Here is a 19,570-nt window from a genome sequence, read left to right as displayed (position 1 = left end):
GAGAGATTCCATATGGCAATCAAATTCGATTATTCCAACGCGTTGTCGTTCCTCGGGCAGCATGAGGTGGATAACCTCGGCGAGTTCGTGGGCGTTGCCCACCGCATGCTTCACGAGAAGCAAGGCCCGGGATCCGATTATCTGGGCTGGGTGAACCTGCCGCTCGCCTACGATCGGGAGGAATTCGCTAGAATCAAGCAGGCGGCGGAGCGCATCCGCTCCAATTCCGAAGCTCTGGTCGTCATCGGCATCGGAGGATCGTACCTGGGCGCCAGATCGGCGATCGAAGCGTTGTCCCATACCTTCCATAACCAAATGAAGGGCAACACCCAAGTGTATTTTGCCGGACAAAACATCAGCTCGACTTATATCTCGCATCTGCTGGAGCTGCTCGAGGGCAAGGACATTTCCCTGAACGTCATTTCCAAATCGGGCACGACGACGGAACCGGCGATCGCCTTCCGCATCCTGCGCGACTACATGGAGAAGAAATACGGCAAAGAAGAAGCGCGCAAACGCATCTTCGCGACGACCGATGCGTCGAAGGGCGCCCTGAAGAAGCTTGCCGACGAAGAAGGCTACGAGACGTTCGTCATTCCGGACGATGTCGGCGGACGTTATTCCGTGCTGACGGCCGTGGGACTTCTGCCGATCGCGGCAGCCGGTCTCGACATCGATCGCATGATGGAAGGCGCGGCAGCCGCCGCGCGCAAATACGACAATCCCGATCTTGCGACCAATGAGAGCTATCAATACGCGGCCGTTCGGAACGCGCTGTACCGCAAAGGCAAATCGATCGAGCTGCTGGCGAACTTCGAGCCGGCGCTGCATTTCGTATCCGAGTGGTGGAAGCAGTTGTTCGGCGAAAGCGAAGGGAAGGACCAGAAGGGGCTGTACCCGGCATCCGTCGATTTCACGACCGACCTGCATTCCATGGGCCAATACGTCCAGGAAGGCCGGCGCGACCTGATCGAGACCGTGCTTGCGGTTAAGAAGGCGCGGGTCGAATGGACGATCGAAGCGGACGCGGGCAATCTCGACGGACTGAATTTCCTCGCCGGCATGACGATGGACGAAGTGAACAAGCAAGCGGCGATCGGCACGCGGCTGGCGCATGTCGACGGCAACGTACCGAACCTGATCGTCGAGCTCGACGAGCTGAACGAATACACGTACGGCGAGATGGTGTATTTCTTCGAGAAAGCCTGCGGCATCAGCGGCCTGCTGCTCGGCGTGAACCCGTTCGACCAACCGGGCGTGGAAGCGTACAAGGTCAATATGTTCGCCCTGCTGGGCAAGCCCGGCTTCGAAGCGCAACGAGCCGAACTCGAAAAACGTTTATCCGCAACAGGACAGGAATGACAAGGGGGAAGTTACGATGAAAAAACAACAAATCGGCGTGGTCGGGTTGGCCGTCATGGGCAAAAATTTGGCTCTCAATATTGAAAGCAAAGGCTTCTCGGTGTCGGTGTACAACCGTTCGCCGGAGAAAACGAACGAGGTCCTCGAGGAAGCGAAAGGCAAGGATTTCGTAGGCACGTACAGCGTCGAGGAATTCGTGCAATCGCTCGAGACGCCGCGCAAGATCCTGATCATGGTCAAAGCCGGTCAACCGACCGACGATACCATCAACCAGCTCATTCCTTACTTAAGCCAAGGCGATATCCTAATCGACGGCGGCAACGCCTACTTCCCGGACACGCAGCGCCGCAACAAAGACCTGCAGGCGCAAGGCTTCCGCTTCATCGGAGCCGGCGTCTCGGGCGGCGAAGAGGGCGCGCTGAACGGCCCTTCCATCATGCCGGGCGGCCAACGCAGCGCGTATGAGCTCGTGGAGCCGATTCTGACGGCCATCGCGGCCAAAGTCAACGGCGAGCCGTGCACGACCTACATCGGCGAAGACGGCGCCGGCCACTACGTCAAAATGGTCCACAACGGCATCGAGTACGGCGACATGCAGCTGATCGGCGAAGCGTACCACCTGCTGAAGGACGTGCTGGGTCTCAGCACGAGCGAGCTGCACGACATCTTCACGGAATGGAACAACGGCGAGCTGGACAGCTACCTGATCGAGATCACGGCCGACATCTTCGGCAAGACCGATCCGGAGACGGGCAAACCGATGGTCGACGTCATCCTCGACTCGGCCGGACAGAAGGGTACGGGCAAATGGACGAGCCAAAGCGCGCTCGACCTCGGCGTGCCGCTGTCGATCATCACGGAATCCGTGTTCGCGCGGTTCATCTCCGCGATGAAGGAAGAGCGCGTGGCCGCCAGCAAGCTGCTGCACGGTCCGGCCGGTTCGAGCTACCAAGGCGATCGCGGCGCGTTCATCGAAGCCGTCCGCAAAGCGCTGTTCGCGAGCAAAATCGCGTCGTACGCCCAAGGCTTCGCGCAAATGCGGGCGGCCTCCGAGGCGTATAACTGGAACCTGAACTACGGCGCCATCGCGATGATCTTCCGCGGCGGCTGCATCATCCGCGCAGGCTTCCTGCAAAATATCAAGGACGCGTACGACCGCGATCCGTCGCTGAAGAACCTGTTCCTCGACGACTACTTCAAGAACGTCGTCGAGAGCTACCAAGGCGCATGGCGCGAAGTGATCTCCGTCGCCGTCACCAGCGGGATTCCGGTTCCGGCATTCTCCTCCGCGCTGGCGTATTACGACAGCTATCGCTCGGAGCGCTTGCCGGCGAACCTGCTGCAAGCGCAGCGCGATTACTTCGGCGCGCACACGTTCCAACGCGTCGACCGCGAAGGCACGTTCCATCACCAATGGATGGAGCAATAAGTCAAAAGCATGCTCGACCGTTACGCATCCGTCTTCTATCGGATGCGTAACGCCATCGAAGTCCGCGGCCACCGGTCGCGGGCTTTTTGATTTCTTCACGGGATTCGCTCCGATCGACAAGTTCGACGGCGAATACCCGCAGGAATCGCGGATGAATTCGGGGCGGGCAGCCGCGGTCCCGGCTTGCCGGCGGCCTGCTTCCCGCGTCTGGGGGCGATCGCGGATTGCCAACGGACCGCCCGCTGTGGTATGGTGAAGGTATCGAACGAAAAGGAGGTGAGGTAGGTGAATCACGATTTGGTCAATTCCCGTATTAGCCAGCTGCCGATTGCCATGGCTGGCCTTGTGCATGCATTTTCCGCGAACGGGATCCGTCTGTCCATGTACGACGATACGATTGACCATTCGCGAGAAGACGCCTGCCTCCACCACAACGGATTGCATATGAACGGGTGATTGCTTTCGCTTCCGGCCGACGCCGGGAGCCGATCATCCGGCATCTGTCCAGAGGGCCGCGGCTTGTTGCCGCGGCTCTTTTTGTGCTTTCGAGCGCGTGTCTTCCGACCATACGAGGAGACTTGACCATGATGATCGTAAACATGCAGGATTTAAAAAAATACCACGCGGCCCGGCTCGTGCTGGACGGGGCGACGCTTCAGCTGCTGGAGGGCGAGAAGGCAGGCCTGATCGGCCGCAACGGCAGCGGAAAATCGACGCTGCTTCGGCTGATCGCGGGATACGAGCAGCCCGACGAGGGCCTGCTCGCCATCCGGAAAGATCTGAAGATCGGCTATTTGCCGCAGATTCCGGCGGAGTTCGAGGCGCTCGCCGTCTACGACGTGCTGGCTTACGGCTTCCGTGAGCTCATCGCGGTCCGAGCGGAGATGTCGGCGCTCGAGGAACGGATGTCCGGCGCGGACGCGCTCGGCGACGCCGGCGTTATGGAGCGGCTGCTCAAGAGCTATGCGCTGGCGCAGGAACGGTTCGAGCAAGGCGGCGGCTACGAGCTGGATACGGCCATCGATCAGGTGGCGAGCGGGCTGCAGATCGACCGGTCATGGGACCGGCGAGCTTTCGGCAGCTTGTCCGGGGGCGAGAAGACGCGCGTCGTGCTGGCGTCGCAGCTGGTCGTTCGCCCGGAGCTGCTGCTGCTGGACGAACCTACGAACCATCTCGACCTGCGCGGCATCGAGTGGCTCGAGACGTTCCTGCGAAGATACGAGGGCGCCTGCGTCATCGTGTCGCATGACCGGTACTTCCTCGATGCCGTCGCCACGAAGATGATCGAACTCGAGGACGGCGAAGCGTCCGTCTACCTGTCCGATTACAGCGGCTATATGAAGGAGAAGGAAGAGCGCCTGCTGCTGCAGTTCGCGCAATACCAGGAGCAGCAGAAGGCGGTCAAGAAGATGAAGGAAACGATCCGTCAGCTCGAGGAATGGGGACGCATTGGCGGGAACGAGAAGTTTTTCAAGCGGGCGGCCTCGATTCGCAAGGCGCTGGAGCGGATGGAGCTCGTCAAGCGTCCGGTCATGGAGCAGCGGACCGCGGATTTCGCGTTGACCATGCAGGACCGTTCCGGCCGCAGGGTCGTCGCCTTCGAAGGCGTGACGAAGCGGTTCGGGGACCGCGTGATTCTGGATAGCGCCGAAGGCAGCCTGTTATATGGGGAGAAGGTCGTGCTGCTCGGTGACAACGGCTCGGGGAAAACGACGCTGTTCAAGCTGCTGCTCGGCGCAAGCGGCCCGGACGCCGGGATCATCGAGCACGGCTCGCGCGTGGAGGTCGGTTTCTTGGCGCAGCAGGAGCCGGCAAGCGATAACAAGCGGACGGTGCTGGACTATTTCCGCACCGAGTGCGGCTTGGAGGAAGGCGAAGCGCGCAGCGTGCTGGCGCAATATTTGTTCTTCGGCAACGAGGTCTTCAGCCCGCTGTCGACGCTCTCCGGCGGGGAATGGTCGCGGCTGCGGCTGGCGCTGCTCGTCAGGCGCAAGCCCAACCTGCTGCTGCTGGACGAACCGACGAACCATCTCGATATCGCTTCCCGCGAAGCGCTGGAGGAGGCGCTGGAAGTTTTCCCGGGAACGGTGCTGGCGATTTCCCATGACCGCTACTTCATCAATCGCCTGGCGAAGCGCGTATGGGAGCTGAGTAACGGGCGAATTGCGGCGTATCATGGCAACTACGACGATTACAAGGAGAAGCGGGACGAACGCTCGGCACGGGAAGAGGCGCCGCCGGGCGACTCGCCGCGTAGCGTCAAGCCGAAGCCGGTCGAGCGGCCGCAATCGGTTCGCGAGCCGGCCGTAAGCAGCGGTCATGCGCGCAAGCACGAGAAACGCGCGGAGCGGCTCGAGCGCGAGATCGCGGGCTTGGAAGCGAAGCTGGCTCGGACGGACGAACAGCTGCTTCGGCTCGATCCTTCAACCGATGCGGATCGGCTTGCGGCGGACTGGAACGAGCGGGAAGCGCTGCAGGCGAAGCTCGAGCTGCTGCTGGAGGAATGGATGGAAATCGGGGAATGAGGAGCGCCTTCAAGATCGAAAGAAAGGGATTTTAAGGAAATATTAGGATACTATAGCTAATATCCATGCTATAATAGGTTGAATTTGGAAGAAATATCGATTTAGAATGGGAGTGGGGAAGTTGAAAGGGTTGCGTTACAAACATCTGGCGCCGATCGCCGTCTTCGGTACGGCATTGATCATGTCCGGATGCAGCTTGACCGGCGGAGGTGCCGATGCAAGCGACGAGAAGTCCGCGTTGAAGGTGATGTACTATGACGAACGGTCCTTTTATGACCAGTATGGTACGTTGTATTCCGCGCTTCATCCCAATGTCGAGCTTACCGTCGTCTCCAACCAGAACTATACGAACGAACCGGTCAAGGATCCCGACGCGGAGCTGCAAAAGTTTATCGACAAGGAAAATCCCGACGTGCTCATCCTGAGCAGCGATCAGTTGACGAAGTTCGCCAAGGACGGCAAGCTTCTGGAGCTGGACGCGTTGATCGCGGAGAAGGACTACCATCAGGAGACGCTCATTCCGGGACTCATCGATTACATGAAGCAGTTCGGCGACGGCAAAGTGTACGGGTTGTCCCCGAGCTTCTATAGCCAGGCGATTTTCTACAACAAGGATTTATTCGCGAAATACGGCATTCCGCTGCCGCAAGACAAGATGAGCTGGGAGCAGCTGTTCCAACTGGCGCAGCGTTTTCCGACGGACGGAGCCAAGGACAAGCGCGTCTACGGGCTGAACTTGGGCTATAACACCGACGCGTATCAGTTGGGCTCCACGATCGGCGCTTCCCAGAACCTGGCGATGTTCAACGCGGCCAGCGGGCAGGTCACGATCAATACCGCTTCGTGGAAGAAGGTTTTCCAAACGGCAGTAGACGCGTTGAAATCCGGTTCCTTATATGTCGAAGATCCCAATGGCAACAGCGGTTCCACCACCTATGAAGATTACATGCTTCGCGATCCGTTCCTCGCGGGCAGGCTGGCCATGAAATTCGAAAGCACGTACATGCTGGATCAGATCAAGGAAGCGCAGACGAGGCTGAAGGATAAGGTCGTCCAAAACTGGGACCTTGTCACCGTTCCCGTCGACCCGCAGAACCCGGACGGCAGCACGAATATGAACTTCGGGCAAATCTTCGCCATCAATGCCAAGTCGGTGAACGCCGACGCCGCCAAGGAATTCATCCGTTACATTACGGGCGAAGACTACGCGAGGGTGACATCCAAAGTCAACTCGAACGGCTTCTCCGTGCGGACGACGTACTTGAAGGACGACGCCAATCACAACATGCAGGCCTTCTATATGCTGAAGCCGGTGCAGTCCAATATGTACAAGGACTACGATAAGCTGCCGCCGAACTTCTTCAATACGTTCGGGAGCCTGATCCAGCAAGAGCTGAAGAGCGCCGCCGACGGGAAAAAGTCGGTCGAGGCCGCGCTCGACAAGGTGCAGGCCGAGGGGCAGCTGTCGATGACGCAAGAGTTGGCGAAGGCGAAGAACCAGCCGGACGCTGGAGCTTCGCCCTCGACCGAAGGCGATGCGTCGTCGAACACGGGAACCGCGACAACGAACGCTTCGAAATAGCGTGACCCATCGTCAAAAAGCCTATGCGGCTGCTTTCCGATTCGGAAAGCAGCCGTTTTTTTTTATCCGCGGGCATGATTGACTATTTACAAACCGTTGGTCGGTATATATAATGGAGACATCCAATAATTAACAGTGAGAAGGAGAGATGATTCATTCATGTATACGCTGCTGCTCCTGCATCTGATAGGCGTCGTGGTTTTCGTCGGCAATATCGTTACGGCGGCTTTCTGGAAGGTCCGCGCGGACATCGGGAAGAATCCGGCGGCGATTCATGCCGCGGTAAAGTCCGTCATGCTTGCCGACTATGCGTTTACGCTTCCCGGCCTCATCCTCATCGTCGTATCCGGAATATTGATGGCAAAGCAGGCGCATTGGCCGATGCACGGGATGAATTGGCTGACGGCGTCGCTCCTGTTGTTCGCCGTCACGGGACTGATCTGGCTTGCGGTGCTGATTCCCCTGCAGCGCGCGATGATCCGGCATAGCGCCGCCTCCGTGGAGAGCGGGCGCGTCACCGTGGCGTACAAACGGGCTTCGCTGCAATGGGCCGTATTCGGCATCGCCGCGACGCTGCTGCCGATCGTCATCATGTACCTGATGGTGTCGAAAAGCTTCTGAGCCTTTTGCGGATTGCCTGCGGATCGACTATGATAGGCTTGAGATTAAGAGCCCACATAGCAAAGGAGACTATCATGATGAGATCGATCGTCCTGCAAGCGCCAGGCGAGCCCCAAACGTTATCCCTAAGGGAGCTACCGGTTCCCGAACCCGGACCGGGAGATATCAGGGTCCGTATCAAGGCAGCCAGCCTGAATCCGGCGGATTACAAAATGGCCAAGAACGGGCATCCCGATTGGATCTACCCGTTCATCCCCGGCTTGGACGGGGCCGGCGTCGTGGATAAAGTCGGCGAAGGGGTCACGCAGTGGAACGAAGGCGACCGCGTCGTCTACCACGGCAGCTTCGTAAGGCCGGGCAGCTTCGCGGAGTACGGCTTGGCGAAAGCGAACGGGGCAGCCCGCATCGCGGACGGCCTCTCGTTCGAGGAGGCGGCAGCGTTTCCGTGCGCCGGACTGACGGCCTATCAAGCGCTGAACCGCAAGATTATGCTTGGAGCGGGCAGCTCCATCCTGGTCCATGCGGGCGCCGGCGGCGTGGGCGGATATGCCATCCAGCTGGCGAAAGCGTTCGGAGCCGCGCAGGTCATCACGACGGCATCGCCCGCTAATTTCGATTATGTGCGGTCGCTCGGCGCCGATGCCGTCATCGATTACAACACGGAGAACGTGCATGATCGCGTGATGGCCCTCACGGGGGGACGCGGCGTCGATTACGCGCTGAATTCCATCAACCGCCAGTCGGCGCAAGCCGATCTGGCGATGCTGGCCTTCGGCGGACAGCTGGCCTGCATCGCGGGCGCGCCGGAGACGGTGGCGGATTTCCAGCCCTCGCACAAATCGTTCACCGTGCACAAGCTCATGCTCTCCGGAGCGTACTTGGCGGGCGATGACCGCGCGGAGCGCGAATTGAGCGCCATGGCGGAGGAATTCATGACGCTCATGACGGCGGGGAATGTCCTCCCGACGATCGGCAGACGCATCTCGCTGGAGGACGTGCCGCAGGAGTTGACGCGGTTGTCGCAGCGGCATGTCCAAGGGAAAATCGTCGTCGTGTTGTAGAGCCGCCGTGGAATGGGCCGGATTAATCGGCAGGAACGGTAATTATCGTCGGAGCTTTATCCGATAAAGAAGGAGAATGGCCGAATACCGCAATCGGAAGGAGGTAACAAGCATGGATATTGCCGCGATGTCGATATCGATGGCTCAGGGAAGTTTGGCGCAAGCCGTCGGAATCCGCGTGCTCAAGATGGCAACCGATCAATCTACGGCGCAATCCCAACAATTGATCCAAATGATGCAGCAAAGCGTGCAGCCGAATTTGGGCGGCAATCTCGATCTTCGCGTTTGACCCGGACTATGCTAGAATGAGAGCAAGGTACGGGAATCAAGGAGGAATCGATCATACTCGCCGCTATTTTCGTAGGATTAGTCGCTTTGGAGCATGTTTATATTTTGGTGCTGGAAATGTTTTTGTGGACGACCCCGCGCGCGAGGAAAGCCTTCGGCACGACGAAGGAAGAGGCGGAGGCGACCAAGTCGCTCGCCGCGAACCAAGGACTGTACAACGGCTTTCTCGCGGCTGGACTCATTTGGGGACTGTTTCATCCCAATGACCGGACCGGACAGTCGATCGAATTGTTTTTCTTGATCTGCGTGCTCGTCGCGGCGTTGTTCGGCGGAGCGACGGCGAAACGTTCGATCTGGCTCGTTCAAGGCTTGCCGGCTTTGATCGCGCTCATTCTCGTACTGGTTCAGTAGAGATCATCGGGCATAAGCTCGCAACGAGACCTGCGAAACGCATGAAACCCACGATGGAGATCGTGGGTTTTTCGCATGCGGAGGTTCCGCCGGATAATCGTGTACGACTTCCATTTCGGAAGATGTTATCATAGGAAAGCAGGAAATTGTCGAACCCGCTCGAATGGCGGTTCGCGCATGCAAGCACACGGGAGGGCAGCAGCCATGGACGCAAGGCAATTGATGTCGATCCTGCTTTTTCTCGCGGCGGCGCTGATGGCGTTCATCGCGTATCTCTCTTATCTGAAGCGCCACCTGCCCGCGGCCAAAACGCTGATTCTGATCATGTTGGCCGCGTCCTTCTATGCGACGGGCTATGGATTCGAGATCTTGAGCGACAGCCTGAGCGAAGTCAAGCTGTCGCTTCAAATCGAATACGTGGGCATTCCGTTCGTATCGGCGCTTTGGCTGTATCAAATTATCCAATTCACGGGGACGGCCGCTGCTTACCGGAAGCGTCTCGCGCTGGCGCTGTTCGTCATTCCCGCGTCGGTCTTCCTCGTCCAATTGACCAACGACTGGCATCATCTCATGTACGAACGGTTTATCCCGACGACGGACGACTCGATCGTGAAGTACGTGACGGTCAAGGGACTCTGGTATAAGGTACATACGGTATACAGCTATATCGTCATGACGGCCGGGCTGTCGCTTTGCATCCGGATGTATTGGCGGGCGCTGCCGATCGTGCGGAAACAAATCGCCGTTCTGCTGCTCGGCGCGATCGCGCCGATGCTGTTCAATCTATGCCTATGGTTCGGCATCGACGTCGATTTGACGCCTTTCGGCTTCGCCGTCTCGGGCGTCGCGTACATATGGGGGATATTCAAATTCAATCTGCTTCGCCTGATGCCGCTGGCGCAGGCGCAGGTATTCGACACGATCGGCGACGGCGTCGTCCTGCTCGATTACGAGGATCAGATCGTCAGCTTCAACCGCGCGGCGGAGGAGGTCCTGCCCGAGCTGTCCCTGACGAAGCGCTATCCCGCATCCGTCGGCCGGGTGCTGTCCGGCAGTCCGGAACTGCTCGAACGGATCGGAAGCACGGCCGCCGAGGACGAACGCTTTCCGTACCAGGCGCTCCTTGGCGGCCGGAACAGGCATTATGCCTGCAGGCTCTCGTATATATACGACGCCAGCAAGATTCCGATCGGCAAAATGCTGATGTTCAACGATATCACGGAATTGAAGGAGAACGAGGACCGCCTTCGCGAGAACGCACGGCAATTGTCGGAACTGAACGCGTTCAAGGACAAGCTGTTCACCGTCATGGCGCATGATATCCGCGATCCGATCGCGCTTCTGGTGAGCTTGACGGAGCTGCTCGGCGACGAGCTGGCGGACCGGGACGCCGAACATGCCGAATTGTTCCGGGAGCTGAGGGGCCAGGTGCAGAGCACGTTCCTGCTCGTCGATAATCTGCTGGATTGGTACCGGAGCCAGAAAGGCAAGATCGCCTTCCGCCCGGCGGGCTGGAATGTGCGGCAGGTCGTCCGGCAAGCCCTGACGCTGGCGGGATCGAAGGCGGGGATGAAGCAGATCCGCATGACGGAACGGGTCGATAGAGAGCTGACGATCAGTGCCGATAAGGAAATGCTGGACCTGATTCTGCGCAACCTGCTCTCGAACGCGATCAAGTATACCGGGATCGGCGGATCGATCGAGGTGAATGCCGCGCTGGACGGCGACTGGGTCGTCGTGCGCGTAACCGACGACGGCGCGGGCATCGACGAAGGAACGGCGGAGCTGCTGCGCCGCGAGGAGCCTTTCTTCAAAATGCCGGCGATGGGCGGCGACGACTCGGGCGATGCCCGATTCGGTCTGGTGCTGACCCGCGAATTCGTCCGCATCCATGGGGGCAAGCTTTGGTTCGAGAGCGCGGCAGGGGAAGGGACGAGCTTTTTCTTCACGCTGCCCGGCTCGGCCGGCGGACAGCGCGCATTCGAGGACGACGGGGACACGGCCGGCCCGGCGCAGCCGCAACGAACGTCGGAATCGGCATGATCGTCGAACGTGGAACCGGAACCAAGACAAAACTAAAACCAAACCGAAAAGGAAACCGGAGGCCCGCGAACGCCTCGCGGCGATGAGACTGCGCGGCGTCTTGCTGCCTGCTTCGTCAGCCGCGCGGGTCAGCCGGCCTGATTCCGTTTCGGACGACGACAAAAAGGCCGCCGAGATGATCTCGGCGGCCTTTGGTTCGCGGTTAAAGCTTATTTTTGCGTGAATTTATCAAGCGCCGTGACGGCGTTGCTCACTTGCTCCGATGCCGCGGCTTGGGTCAGCTCGGTTTTCGGATCGAATTTGCCGTCGGCATTCAGCTTGACGATACCGAGGTTCAGCGCGGTTTGAACGGAACCGGAATACAGCACGTTCAGTTGGTCCTCGTCCTTGATCTCGACAGGTGCGACCTTGATCATCGGCAGCTTGCCGCTCGTTTGCAGGCTTTTCACGAGCACATGCGTGAACTCTTCGCGGGTAATCTTGTGGTCCGGCGCGATGTCGAAGCTTTTCAGATCGACCGTGATGCCGAATTGCTTGGTAATCAGCGCGGCTGCTTGTTCGCCGGTGACGATCGCGTTCTCGTCGACCGGAGCGGCGTGATCCTTCAGGTAGGCCGCTGCTTTATCGATGGCGGCGGAGGCTTCCGCGCGGGTGATGTCCGCGGTCGGATTGAAGCTGCCGTCTTCGTTCAATTGCGCGATGCCGTATTTCAGGGCGCGTTGGATCGAGCCGGAGTAGACGACGTTGATTTGGTCTTGGTCCTTGATCTCGACGACGACCGGGTTGATCAGCGGCAGCTTGCCGGCCGTCTCGGTCGCGTGAACGAGCAGGTCGGTGAACGCTTCGCGCGTCAGCGGCGCGTCCGGAGCGATCGCGGCATCGAGTTCAGGCGTGACGCCGAGCGCGGCTGCGATCAGATCTACGCCTTGCTTGGCCGGCAATACGCCGTTTACTGCCTCGGACGGATGAGCTTTCAAGTATTCCAGAGCGTTGTAGATTTCTTCCGCCGCGCTCGAACGGGTGATGGCGGTTTTCGGGCTCAAGCTGCCGTCGGCGTTCAGCTTGATGACGCCGTAGTTGATCGCGCGTTGGATGGCGCCGGAATAGTCCACGGTGATTTGGTCTTCGTCCTTGATGTCGACGACGACCGGCTTGATCATCGGCAGCTTGCCGGTGACTTCGATCGCGTGGATGAGCTGGTACGTGAATTCCTCGCGGGTCAGTTGCTTGTTCGGATCCAGGTCGGCCGGCAGGTCGAGGCCGTTGACGGACGCGATGATGAGCGCTTCGGAATACCAAGCGTCGTCTTTCGCGTTTTTGAAATAATCGCTGGCTTTCGGTTCCTTGAAGAAGCGGACCAGATCCAGGTTGAGGTCAAGCGCCTTTACGATCAACTGCACGCCTTGGGCGGCCGTCATCGTGGCGTTGGGGGCGAACAGCTCGGACGTCATGCCTTTTACCAGGCCTCTTTCCTGCAGGGAGATGATTTTATCTTTTGCCGTATCGTTACCGAGATCCGAAAAGCCGGATGCCGCGAAGGCTTGGCCGACAAACGTTAGCGACAGTGCGGCAGTGGCGGTAAGAGTAAGCATTTTGAATGATTTTTTCAATTTCGTTCACCTCGAGGATGTATTTTTGTCTTTTCAAATATGGAAGACGAGCCTATCCGTGGAAAGGTTGCAGCCCATTTCGAAAAATGTCGAATAAGTTTTCAAACCGTATCCTGACTGGCGGTTTCGATGCCGGCATAACGAACAAGCGGCAAGGCCGCCGTATTCATGGCATACTGTATGTATCGCAAACCAGCAGCGTCGTCATATGAAGGGAGACTGCCACCTATGATCGTTTCGGTTGTGCTCGGTTATTTGGCAGGCGTATTCGGCGCCAATGCCATCTTACATTTCGTGAAGGGCAGACGAAGGTGCCGATGGTCCTGTTTCATGCTTCAGCCGGCGTGTCCGGGAGGCGTGCTTACATGAAGCGGGCGTATCGGCCCTTGCAGCCGCCCGTCGTGCAGGCGAATCGGCTGGATGCCGATTACCGCTACCGGGAGTTCGAGCCGGGAGAGCTGCTGCGGCCGTACGTAGCTTGCTATTGGACCGTCGATATACGCGCCTCTTCCGCACCGGACAGGCATCGCGTGATTCCGGACGGCTGCGTCGACATTATTATCGACCTGAACGCATCGTCCTCAAACGCGTTTGCCGTAGGGATCATGACCGGCTGCGAAACCCCGGCGCTCGCGTCGGACCGTTCCTTGCTCGGCATTCGGTTCTTTGCGGAGGCTGCGCACCGGTTTATCCGTTACCCGGTGTCCGAACTGGCCGGGCGGCAAGTCCCGCTTGAAGCGCTGTGGGGAAGCGAGGCTGCCTCTTTCCTGGACGAGGCAAGGGAACCCGGAGCGACCGTTGACCGGATCAAACGGATCGAATCCCGTTTCGTTCAAGCCTTGTTCCGCTCGGAATCGGACGTTCGGTCCGAATCCTGGTCCGAACGGCTGCTGCTGTCCGGCATGCGCTGCATGCATGCAAGCCAAGGCAGACTGTTCGTCAGGGAGCTGGCGGAGGAGCTCGGTTACAGCGAACGCAACGTCAGAAGGCTCTTCTTGAAGGAGCTTGGCGTCGGCCCGAAGAAGCTGCTGGACATCGTGCGGTTCCAGTATGTTCTGCAGCGGCTGCATGAGGGGCCGGCCATACGCTTAACGGATCTTGCCCTGGCGCACGGCTATTATGACCAGCCGCATTTTTCGGCGGATTTCAAACGCTTCTACGGATTGCCGCCCAAGCAGGTGTTTCAATCCGATTGATTGTCCGTTAATTACAAGCCGAAAGGACCGCGATCTGCGATGATGGTCCTTGTACGAACATAACGAAGCGCAATGGAGGCTGGTTACGATGATGAAACCGCGCATAACCGTACTTACCCTCGGGGTGGACGATTTGGACAAGTCGCTGGCGTTCTATCGCGACGGGCTTGGACTGCCGACGGAAGGGATCATCGGCACCGAGTTCGAGCACGGGGCCGTCGCGTTCTTCGACCTGCAGGCGGGAGTGAAGCTGGCGATCTGGAAGCGCGCCGATCTCTCCCACGAGGCCAAGGTCCCGCTGTCGCCGCGAAGCTCGACCGAGATGACGATCGGCCATAACGCTGGCAGCAAAGCGGAGGTGGACCGGATCATGGCGCTCGCCGAGAAAGCCGGGGCGGTCATCACGGATCGCGCGCATGACGCGTTCTGGGGCGGATATTCCGGCCACTTCATGGACCCGGACGGACATCTGTGGGAGATCGTTTGGAACCCGGCGTGGGAGCTGGACGAAGAGCAGGATTAGGCCAGGAGAAGTACACTTGCAGCGAATGCGAAAAGGCCGCCCGGCGTTGGTAAGCGCTCGGGCGGCCTTTTTGGCGATGCTTCTTGCGATCAGTCTTCCAGCGATCATCCGTTTGGCGGATGGAGGTTCGTTCGCTCGACAGGGGCGGGAGGCGGCGCAATGCCTCGCCGGTTCTAGGCGGTAATTTCCGCGAAGCGAACGCACACCGGCTTCGACGCGGAGAACTCGCTTCCCGTCGGCAGCAGCTTTCCGGTTGCGGCATCGCGGCTGAAGGTAACGACGTTGTTTCCGTCGCGGTTGGCCACGAGCACGAACCGGCCGTCCGGCGACACCGCGAAGTTGCGCGGATGGCCGCCGAGCGTAGGCGCGTATTCCACCGGCTCGATCAGGCCGCTCTCCGGGTCGATGGCATAGACCGCGAGGCTGTCATGCCCGCGATTGGAGCCGTACAGGAATTTGCCGTCCGGCGACAGGTGGATGTCCGCGGTGGCATTGTCGCCTTCGAACGATTCCGGCAGCGTGGAGATCGTCTGCGCGACGTTCAGGCGTCCTGCTTCCGCGTCGTACGCGTACACGGTAATCGTGCTGTTCAGTTCGTTGATGCCGTAGCCCATGGACAGCTTCGGATGGAACGCGAAGTGGCGCGGTCCCGAGCCCGGGGCGATGCTCGTCTCGCTCTGAAGCGTCAACTTGGCGTTCGCCGGATCCAGCTTGTACACGAACAATTTGTCGAGTCCGAGGTCGGACACGACGGCGTAGCGGTTGTCGCGGTCGACGATGGCCGAATGGGCCCGCGCTTGCGTTTGGGCCGGATGCACGCTCGATCCCTCATGACGATGAATGTCGGCGGTCGGTCCGATGCGTCCGTCTTCCTGGATCGGGGAGAGGCCGACCATACCGCCATGGTAGCTCGCCGTCAGCGCGAACCGGCGGGTATGATCGAGCGAGATGTGGCAGGTCGTCGCCGGCAGCATGATTTCCTCGTTCAACCGTTCCAGCTTCCCGGCAGCGGGATCGAACCGGTAGGAGGCTGCTCCGCCGCAGCGCCGGCCTTCGGCATCCTTGCTCTCCATGATGGCGTACAGCGTGCGCGCCTTCTCGTTCGGGACGAGGAACGTCGGGTTCTGCAAGCCGTCCCTTTGGTCCAGCAGCGTCAAGGCGCCTGTCCGTTCGTCGAACGCGCAGGCATATAATCCAGGTCCTTCCGCATCCGCGTAAGAGCCGATAAAAGCAAAGGTTTGCGTTGTCGCCATTGTCATCGTACCTCCAATTCGCATTGTCTTCCTAAGGTTGCATTTTACCATTAATCGGCCGAAAAGGCATCTTGGACGCAAAAAAGTCCCGCCATTCGCAAGGAATGAAAGGGACGCTGCGTCAATGTCGTATGCGGTTTTTTGGACCCACGATAATTACATGTTAACGGAGCGGAAACTATAAGTCTATTCTTTTTTTATTTTCCTTCTATACTTAGGGTTACTTTCGCGAAGAATAGAGGGATACGATGATCGTGAACGAGACGGAAAAGGATGAGAGAAGCTATTTGGCGACGACGGCAGCACGGATTCGACAGGCGCTGGGTGACGCGGAGGCGCAAATTCGCGCCGCCCGCAGCGAGATTATCGAGGCGAAGAAATACGTCTGGTCGAACCGGGATCAGCTCGATCCGGCGGAACGGGCCGCTAACGTCGTCGACATCTCGCTCTCCATCGATCATGGCGAGAAGGCCGTGCTCAAGCGAGACAGGCTCGAGAAGTTGGCTTTGTCTCCTTACTTCGGCCGGGTCGATTTCGCCACCGGCGAGCAAACGGAGGCACAACCGTACTACATTGGCGTGCATGCCTTCAGCGATGGTCCGGGCCATGACAACATCGTCTACGACTGGCGTTCTCCCGTAGCGAGTTTGTTCTACGATTTCAATGTCGGCTCGGCCTGTTATGATTCGGTCGACGGCATCGTCGAAGGGACCATAAGCTTGAAGCGGCAGTACCGTATACAGCACGGGATCATGGAGTATATGCTCGAAAGCGCCATGCGCATCAACGACGACGTCCTGCAGCGGGAACTCAGCCGCACGTCCGACGAGAAGATGAAGCATATCGCGGCCACGATTCAGAAGGAGCAGAACGCGATCATCCGCAACGAGCATGCGCAGACGTTGATCATTCAAGGCGTTGCGGGATCGGGCAAAACGTCCGTGGCGCTGCACCGGGTCGCCTTTCTCCTGTACAAGCACAAGGGAACGCTGACTTCCGAGAACATGCTGATTCTCTCGCCGAACAAAGTGTTCGCCGATTTTATCGCGAACGTCTTGCCGGAGCTCGGGGAAGAGAAGATCGCCGAGACCGGCATCGAAGCGATCGCCGCGGCCGAGCTGGCCGGGATATGCGAGTTCCAGACGTTCGGCGAACAGGTCTCGGTGCTGGCGGCTTCCCCGGACGTCGCCTTGATCGAGCGAATCCGGTACAAGGCCGATACGGCATTCGTGCGGCGCCTGGAAGAATTCGTCCGGCATGCGGCCGAGCATTATTTTGACGCGTCGGATATTTCCTTCCCGGACGTTCATATCGGCCGCGCGCCGATAGCAGCCGCGTATCAAGCATCCGCCGGCCTTCCGGTGAAGCTCAGATTGGCGAAGACGGCGGCGGTGATCGCGGCGCGAACCAGAACGGTCCACGGCGACAAACTGAGTACCGCTGCCGCGAACCGCATCAAAACGGCGATCCGCCGGATGTTCAAAGCGCATAACCTGATGGTTCTCTACAAGGAGTTCTACGCGCATGCCGGGCGTCCGGACCTGTTCACACCGGGAGCGAAGAAGCGGCTGGAGTGTTCCGATGCGTATCCGCTCGTTTATTTGAAGCTCCTCCTCGAGGGCACCGACGGCTATGGCGAGGTCAAGCATCTGCTGGTGGATGAAATGCAGGATTACACGGCTGTCCAGTATGCCGTATTGGCCCGGCTGTTCCCGTGCAGGAAGACGATCCTCGGGGACGGCAGCCAGGCCGTCAATCCGTACTCCTCCTCCACCGCGGACAGGATCAAGGAGATATTTCCAGACGCGGAAACGGTGGAATTGTTGAAGAGCTACCGCTCAACCATGGAAATCATCGCTTTCGCGCGGCTCATCGACCCCCATAGCCGGATCGTCCCGATCGAACGGCATGGCGAGCGCCCGCGAATTCTCCGCGCCGAGGACGAAGCGGACGAACGGATGCGCATCGGCGTCTTGATCGCGGCCTTCCGGGCATCCGGGCATCGTTCGTTCGGCATCATTTGCCGGACCCAGGAGCAGGCGGAGAAGCTGTACGAGGCGCTGATCGAGCGGCACGGGCCGATTCACCGGTTGGATTTCAGCAGCGAGGCGTTCCGCGAAGGCGTCGTCGTGACGTCGGTTCACATGGCCAAGGGCTTGGAGTTCGATGAGGTCGTCGTGCCGTTCGCGAATGCGGCGAATTACCGGACGGAGATGGACAGAAGCCTGCTGTATATCGCCTGCACGAGGGCCCTGCATGCGCTCGCGTTGACGTTCAATGGATCGCCGTCGCCGTATATGCCGGAGCCGGGACAGTACTAGAGCCGCCATCATGATTCCGCTCGGCGGCGCAGGTCCGGACTGTTCGTTCGCCAACGCTGAACCGGCCCGTATAACAAGTTGTCAAGCCGCGGCGTTCGTATTATGATGAATCCTGCCCGGTCTCTGCGGAGGCCGGAAAGCGGAGCGGCGGCGAAACGGAGGGGGAAGGCGGATGAAAGTCATCTTGGTGGACGACGAGCCCGCCATGCATTTGATCTTGCGGAAGATGCTCGGCAAGATTCCCGAAGTCGAAGTCGCCGGCGTGTTCACGGAACCGGCGGCCGCGGCCGCGTACCTGCGCGAGCATTCCGATATCGGAATCGCGTTCGTGGACATCTCGATGCCGGGCGAGGACGGCGTGGCCTTCGCGGCGCGGGCGGAGGAAGAGAACTTTGCGGCACATATCGTCTTCGTCACGTCGCATAAGGATTTCGCGCTGCAGGCGTACGAGCTGTCCGTGCTGGATTACTTGGTCAAGCCGGTGTCCCAGGAGCGGCTGGAACGAACGGTCAACCGCGTGCTGGCGGGGCAAAAAGCGCCTGCGGCCGCGCCTCCGTCGGGCCGGAATCCGGCGGAAACCGTCGTTACGGCGCTCGGGGACGTCTTCGTGCGCAATGACGCGGGGCGCGTGAAATGGATCTCGCGCAAAAGCGCGGAGCTGTTCGCCTACCTGCTGCTGCACCGGGGCAAGCGAATTCCGCGCTCCCGCCTGCTGGCGGAAATCTTCGGCGGCATGTCCCAAGCCAACGCGGAAAATTATTTGAACACGACCGTCTACCAGCTGCGCAAATCGCTCCAGCCGCTGCGCCTGCGCGAGTCCATCCGGTCGGAGAACGACGGCTATGCGCTGGAGCTGGAGCACGCGGTCATCGATTACGAGGCGTTCATGGAGCGAGCGCAACGGCTGGAGCGGATCGATGCCGGGAACGCGGAGGAAGCGCTGCGCGCCGAGCAGCTGTATACGGGCGATCTATTCGGGGATAAGGCGTACGTATGGGCAATTCACGAGGCGGAGCGCGTCGCCGCGCTGTACGCTTCGCTCGTTCTCCGGCTGTCGGCCGCGCTCCTGGAAGCGCGGGATACCGCCGGCGCGGCAAAACTCCTGCACAAGCTGCTCGAACGCAATCCGCTCGACGAATCGGCCGTCCGCCTGCTGATGCGCGCCCATGCGTCGACCGGAGACAAGAAGGCGCTGACGGCCCGATACACCGATTATGTCCGCCTGCTCGGCAGGGAGCTCGGCATTCGTCCGCCCCGGGAGCTTGTATTCGAATACGACGCGCTCGTGAGCGGCATGGGGGACAAGAAACAAAAATCCGGCGGCGGTACATGAACAACGACGAAT

Annotated in this window: 16 protein-coding genes; 14 read left to right on the top strand and 2 right to left on the bottom strand. The window is 59.6% G+C overall.

Annotated elements, in window-relative coordinates:
* The first annotated feature begins 12 nt into the window (after positions 1–12).
* From AC50YL_RS21945 to AC50YL_RS21900, 10 genes are all read left to right on the top strand, one after another.
* Positions 13–1,362 carry a glucose-6-phosphate isomerase gene (locus AC50YL_RS21945; protein WP_494834735.1) on the top strand — a complete coding sequence of 450 codons (1,350 nt, stop codon included), beginning with the start codon at positions 13–15 and terminating at the stop codon, positions 1,360–1,362.
* Positions 1,363–1,378: 16 nt separating this feature from the next.
* On the top strand, positions 1,379–2,791 hold the full coding sequence (gene gnd / locus AC50YL_RS21940; RefSeq protein WP_494834734.1) for an NADP-dependent phosphogluconate dehydrogenase: 1,413 nt from the start codon (positions 1,379–1,381) through the stop codon (positions 2,789–2,791).
* 285 nt (positions 2,792–3,076) lie between these two features.
* Positions 3,077–3,247, top strand: coding sequence for a hypothetical protein (locus tag AC50YL_RS21935; RefSeq protein ID WP_494834733.1), 171 nt, complete (start codon positions 3,077–3,079; stop codon positions 3,245–3,247).
* A 128-nt stretch (positions 3,248–3,375) separates the two neighbouring features.
* A complete protein-coding gene (gene abc-f / locus AC50YL_RS21930) occupies positions 3,376–5,316 on the top strand; it encodes a ribosomal protection-like ABC-F family protein (RefSeq protein ID WP_494834731.1) in 1,941 nt (646 codons plus the stop codon).
* 121 nt (positions 5,317–5,437) lie between these two features.
* Entirely contained in the window at positions 5,438–6,898 is a 1,461-nt protein-coding gene (locus AC50YL_RS21925; RefSeq protein ID WP_494834729.1) for an ABC transporter substrate-binding protein, read from the top strand.
* Between the two features lie 159 nt (positions 6,899–7,057).
* Positions 7,058–7,519, top strand: coding sequence for a DUF2269 family protein (locus AC50YL_RS21920; RefSeq protein WP_494834728.1), 462 nt, complete (start codon positions 7,058–7,060; stop codon positions 7,517–7,519).
* A gap of 74 nt (positions 7,520–7,593) precedes the next feature.
* A complete protein-coding gene (locus AC50YL_RS21915) occupies positions 7,594–8,580 on the top strand; it encodes a zinc-binding dehydrogenase (RefSeq protein ID WP_494834727.1) in 987 nt (328 codons plus the stop codon).
* A 112-nt stretch (positions 8,581–8,692) separates the two neighbouring features.
* On the top strand, positions 8,693–8,869 hold the full coding sequence (locus tag AC50YL_RS21910; RefSeq protein ID WP_161746479.1) for a YjfB family protein: 177 nt from the start codon (positions 8,693–8,695) through the stop codon (positions 8,867–8,869).
* 53 nt (positions 8,870–8,922) lie between these two features.
* The gene (locus AC50YL_RS21905) at positions 8,923–9,279 is read left to right on the top strand and encodes a DUF1304 domain-containing protein (protein ID WP_494835270.1); all 357 of its coding nucleotides are present in this window, start codon (positions 8,923–8,925) and stop codon (positions 9,277–9,279) included.
* 204 nt (positions 9,280–9,483) lie between these two features.
* Positions 9,484–11,322, top strand: coding sequence for a sensor histidine kinase (locus tag AC50YL_RS21900; protein ID WP_494834726.1), 1,839 nt, complete (start codon positions 9,484–9,486; stop codon positions 11,320–11,322).
* 209 nt (positions 11,323–11,531) lie between these two features.
* Here AC50YL_RS21900 and AC50YL_RS21895 read toward each other — a convergent pair whose 3' ends face one another.
* The gene (locus tag AC50YL_RS21895) at positions 11,532–12,932 is read right to left on the bottom strand and encodes an S-layer homology domain-containing protein (RefSeq protein ID WP_494834725.1); all 1,401 of its coding nucleotides are present in this window, start codon (positions 12,930–12,932) and stop codon (positions 11,532–11,534) included.
* A gap of 365 nt (positions 12,933–13,297) precedes the next feature.
* On the opposite strand from AC50YL_RS21895, the gene AC50YL_RS21890 reads away from it, so the two are divergent.
* Both AC50YL_RS21890 and AC50YL_RS21885 read left to right on the top strand, forming a co-directional pair.
* Positions 13,298–14,128 (top strand): AraC family transcriptional regulator, encoded by an 831-nt coding sequence (locus AC50YL_RS21890; protein WP_494834724.1) that lies wholly within the window; start codon positions 13,298–13,300, stop codon positions 14,126–14,128.
* Between the two features lie 91 nt (positions 14,129–14,219).
* The gene (locus AC50YL_RS21885) at positions 14,220–14,651 is read left to right on the top strand and encodes a VOC family protein (protein ID WP_494835268.1); all 432 of its coding nucleotides are present in this window, start codon (positions 14,220–14,222) and stop codon (positions 14,649–14,651) included.
* 173 nt (positions 14,652–14,824) lie between these two features.
* Here the strand turns inward: AC50YL_RS21885 and AC50YL_RS21880 are convergent, their stop codons facing one another.
* Positions 14,825–15,904, bottom strand: a complete 1,080-nt coding sequence (locus tag AC50YL_RS21880) for a lactonase family protein (RefSeq protein WP_494834723.1) — start codon at positions 15,902–15,904, stop codon at positions 14,825–14,827.
* Between the two features lie 248 nt (positions 15,905–16,152).
* Between AC50YL_RS21880 and AC50YL_RS21875 the strand changes: the two genes are divergently transcribed.
* Together AC50YL_RS21875 and AC50YL_RS21870 are read left to right on the top strand one after the other, a co-directional pair.
* Positions 16,153–18,225: a HelD family protein gene (locus tag AC50YL_RS21875; RefSeq protein ID WP_494834722.1), complete on the top strand. Its 2,073-nt coding sequence runs from the start codon at positions 16,153–16,155 to the stop codon at positions 18,223–18,225.
* A gap of 172 nt (positions 18,226–18,397) precedes the next feature.
* A complete protein-coding gene (locus AC50YL_RS21870) occupies positions 18,398–19,558 on the top strand; it encodes a response regulator (RefSeq protein ID WP_494834721.1) in 1,161 nt (386 codons plus the stop codon).
* The last annotated feature ends 12 nt before the right edge of the window (positions 19,559–19,570 follow it).

The organism is Paenibacillus sp. J22P277, from assembly GCF_059383675.1.
Note: the sequence above shows the minus strand (reverse complement) of the source record. Positions and strands in the feature narration are given on the sequence as shown.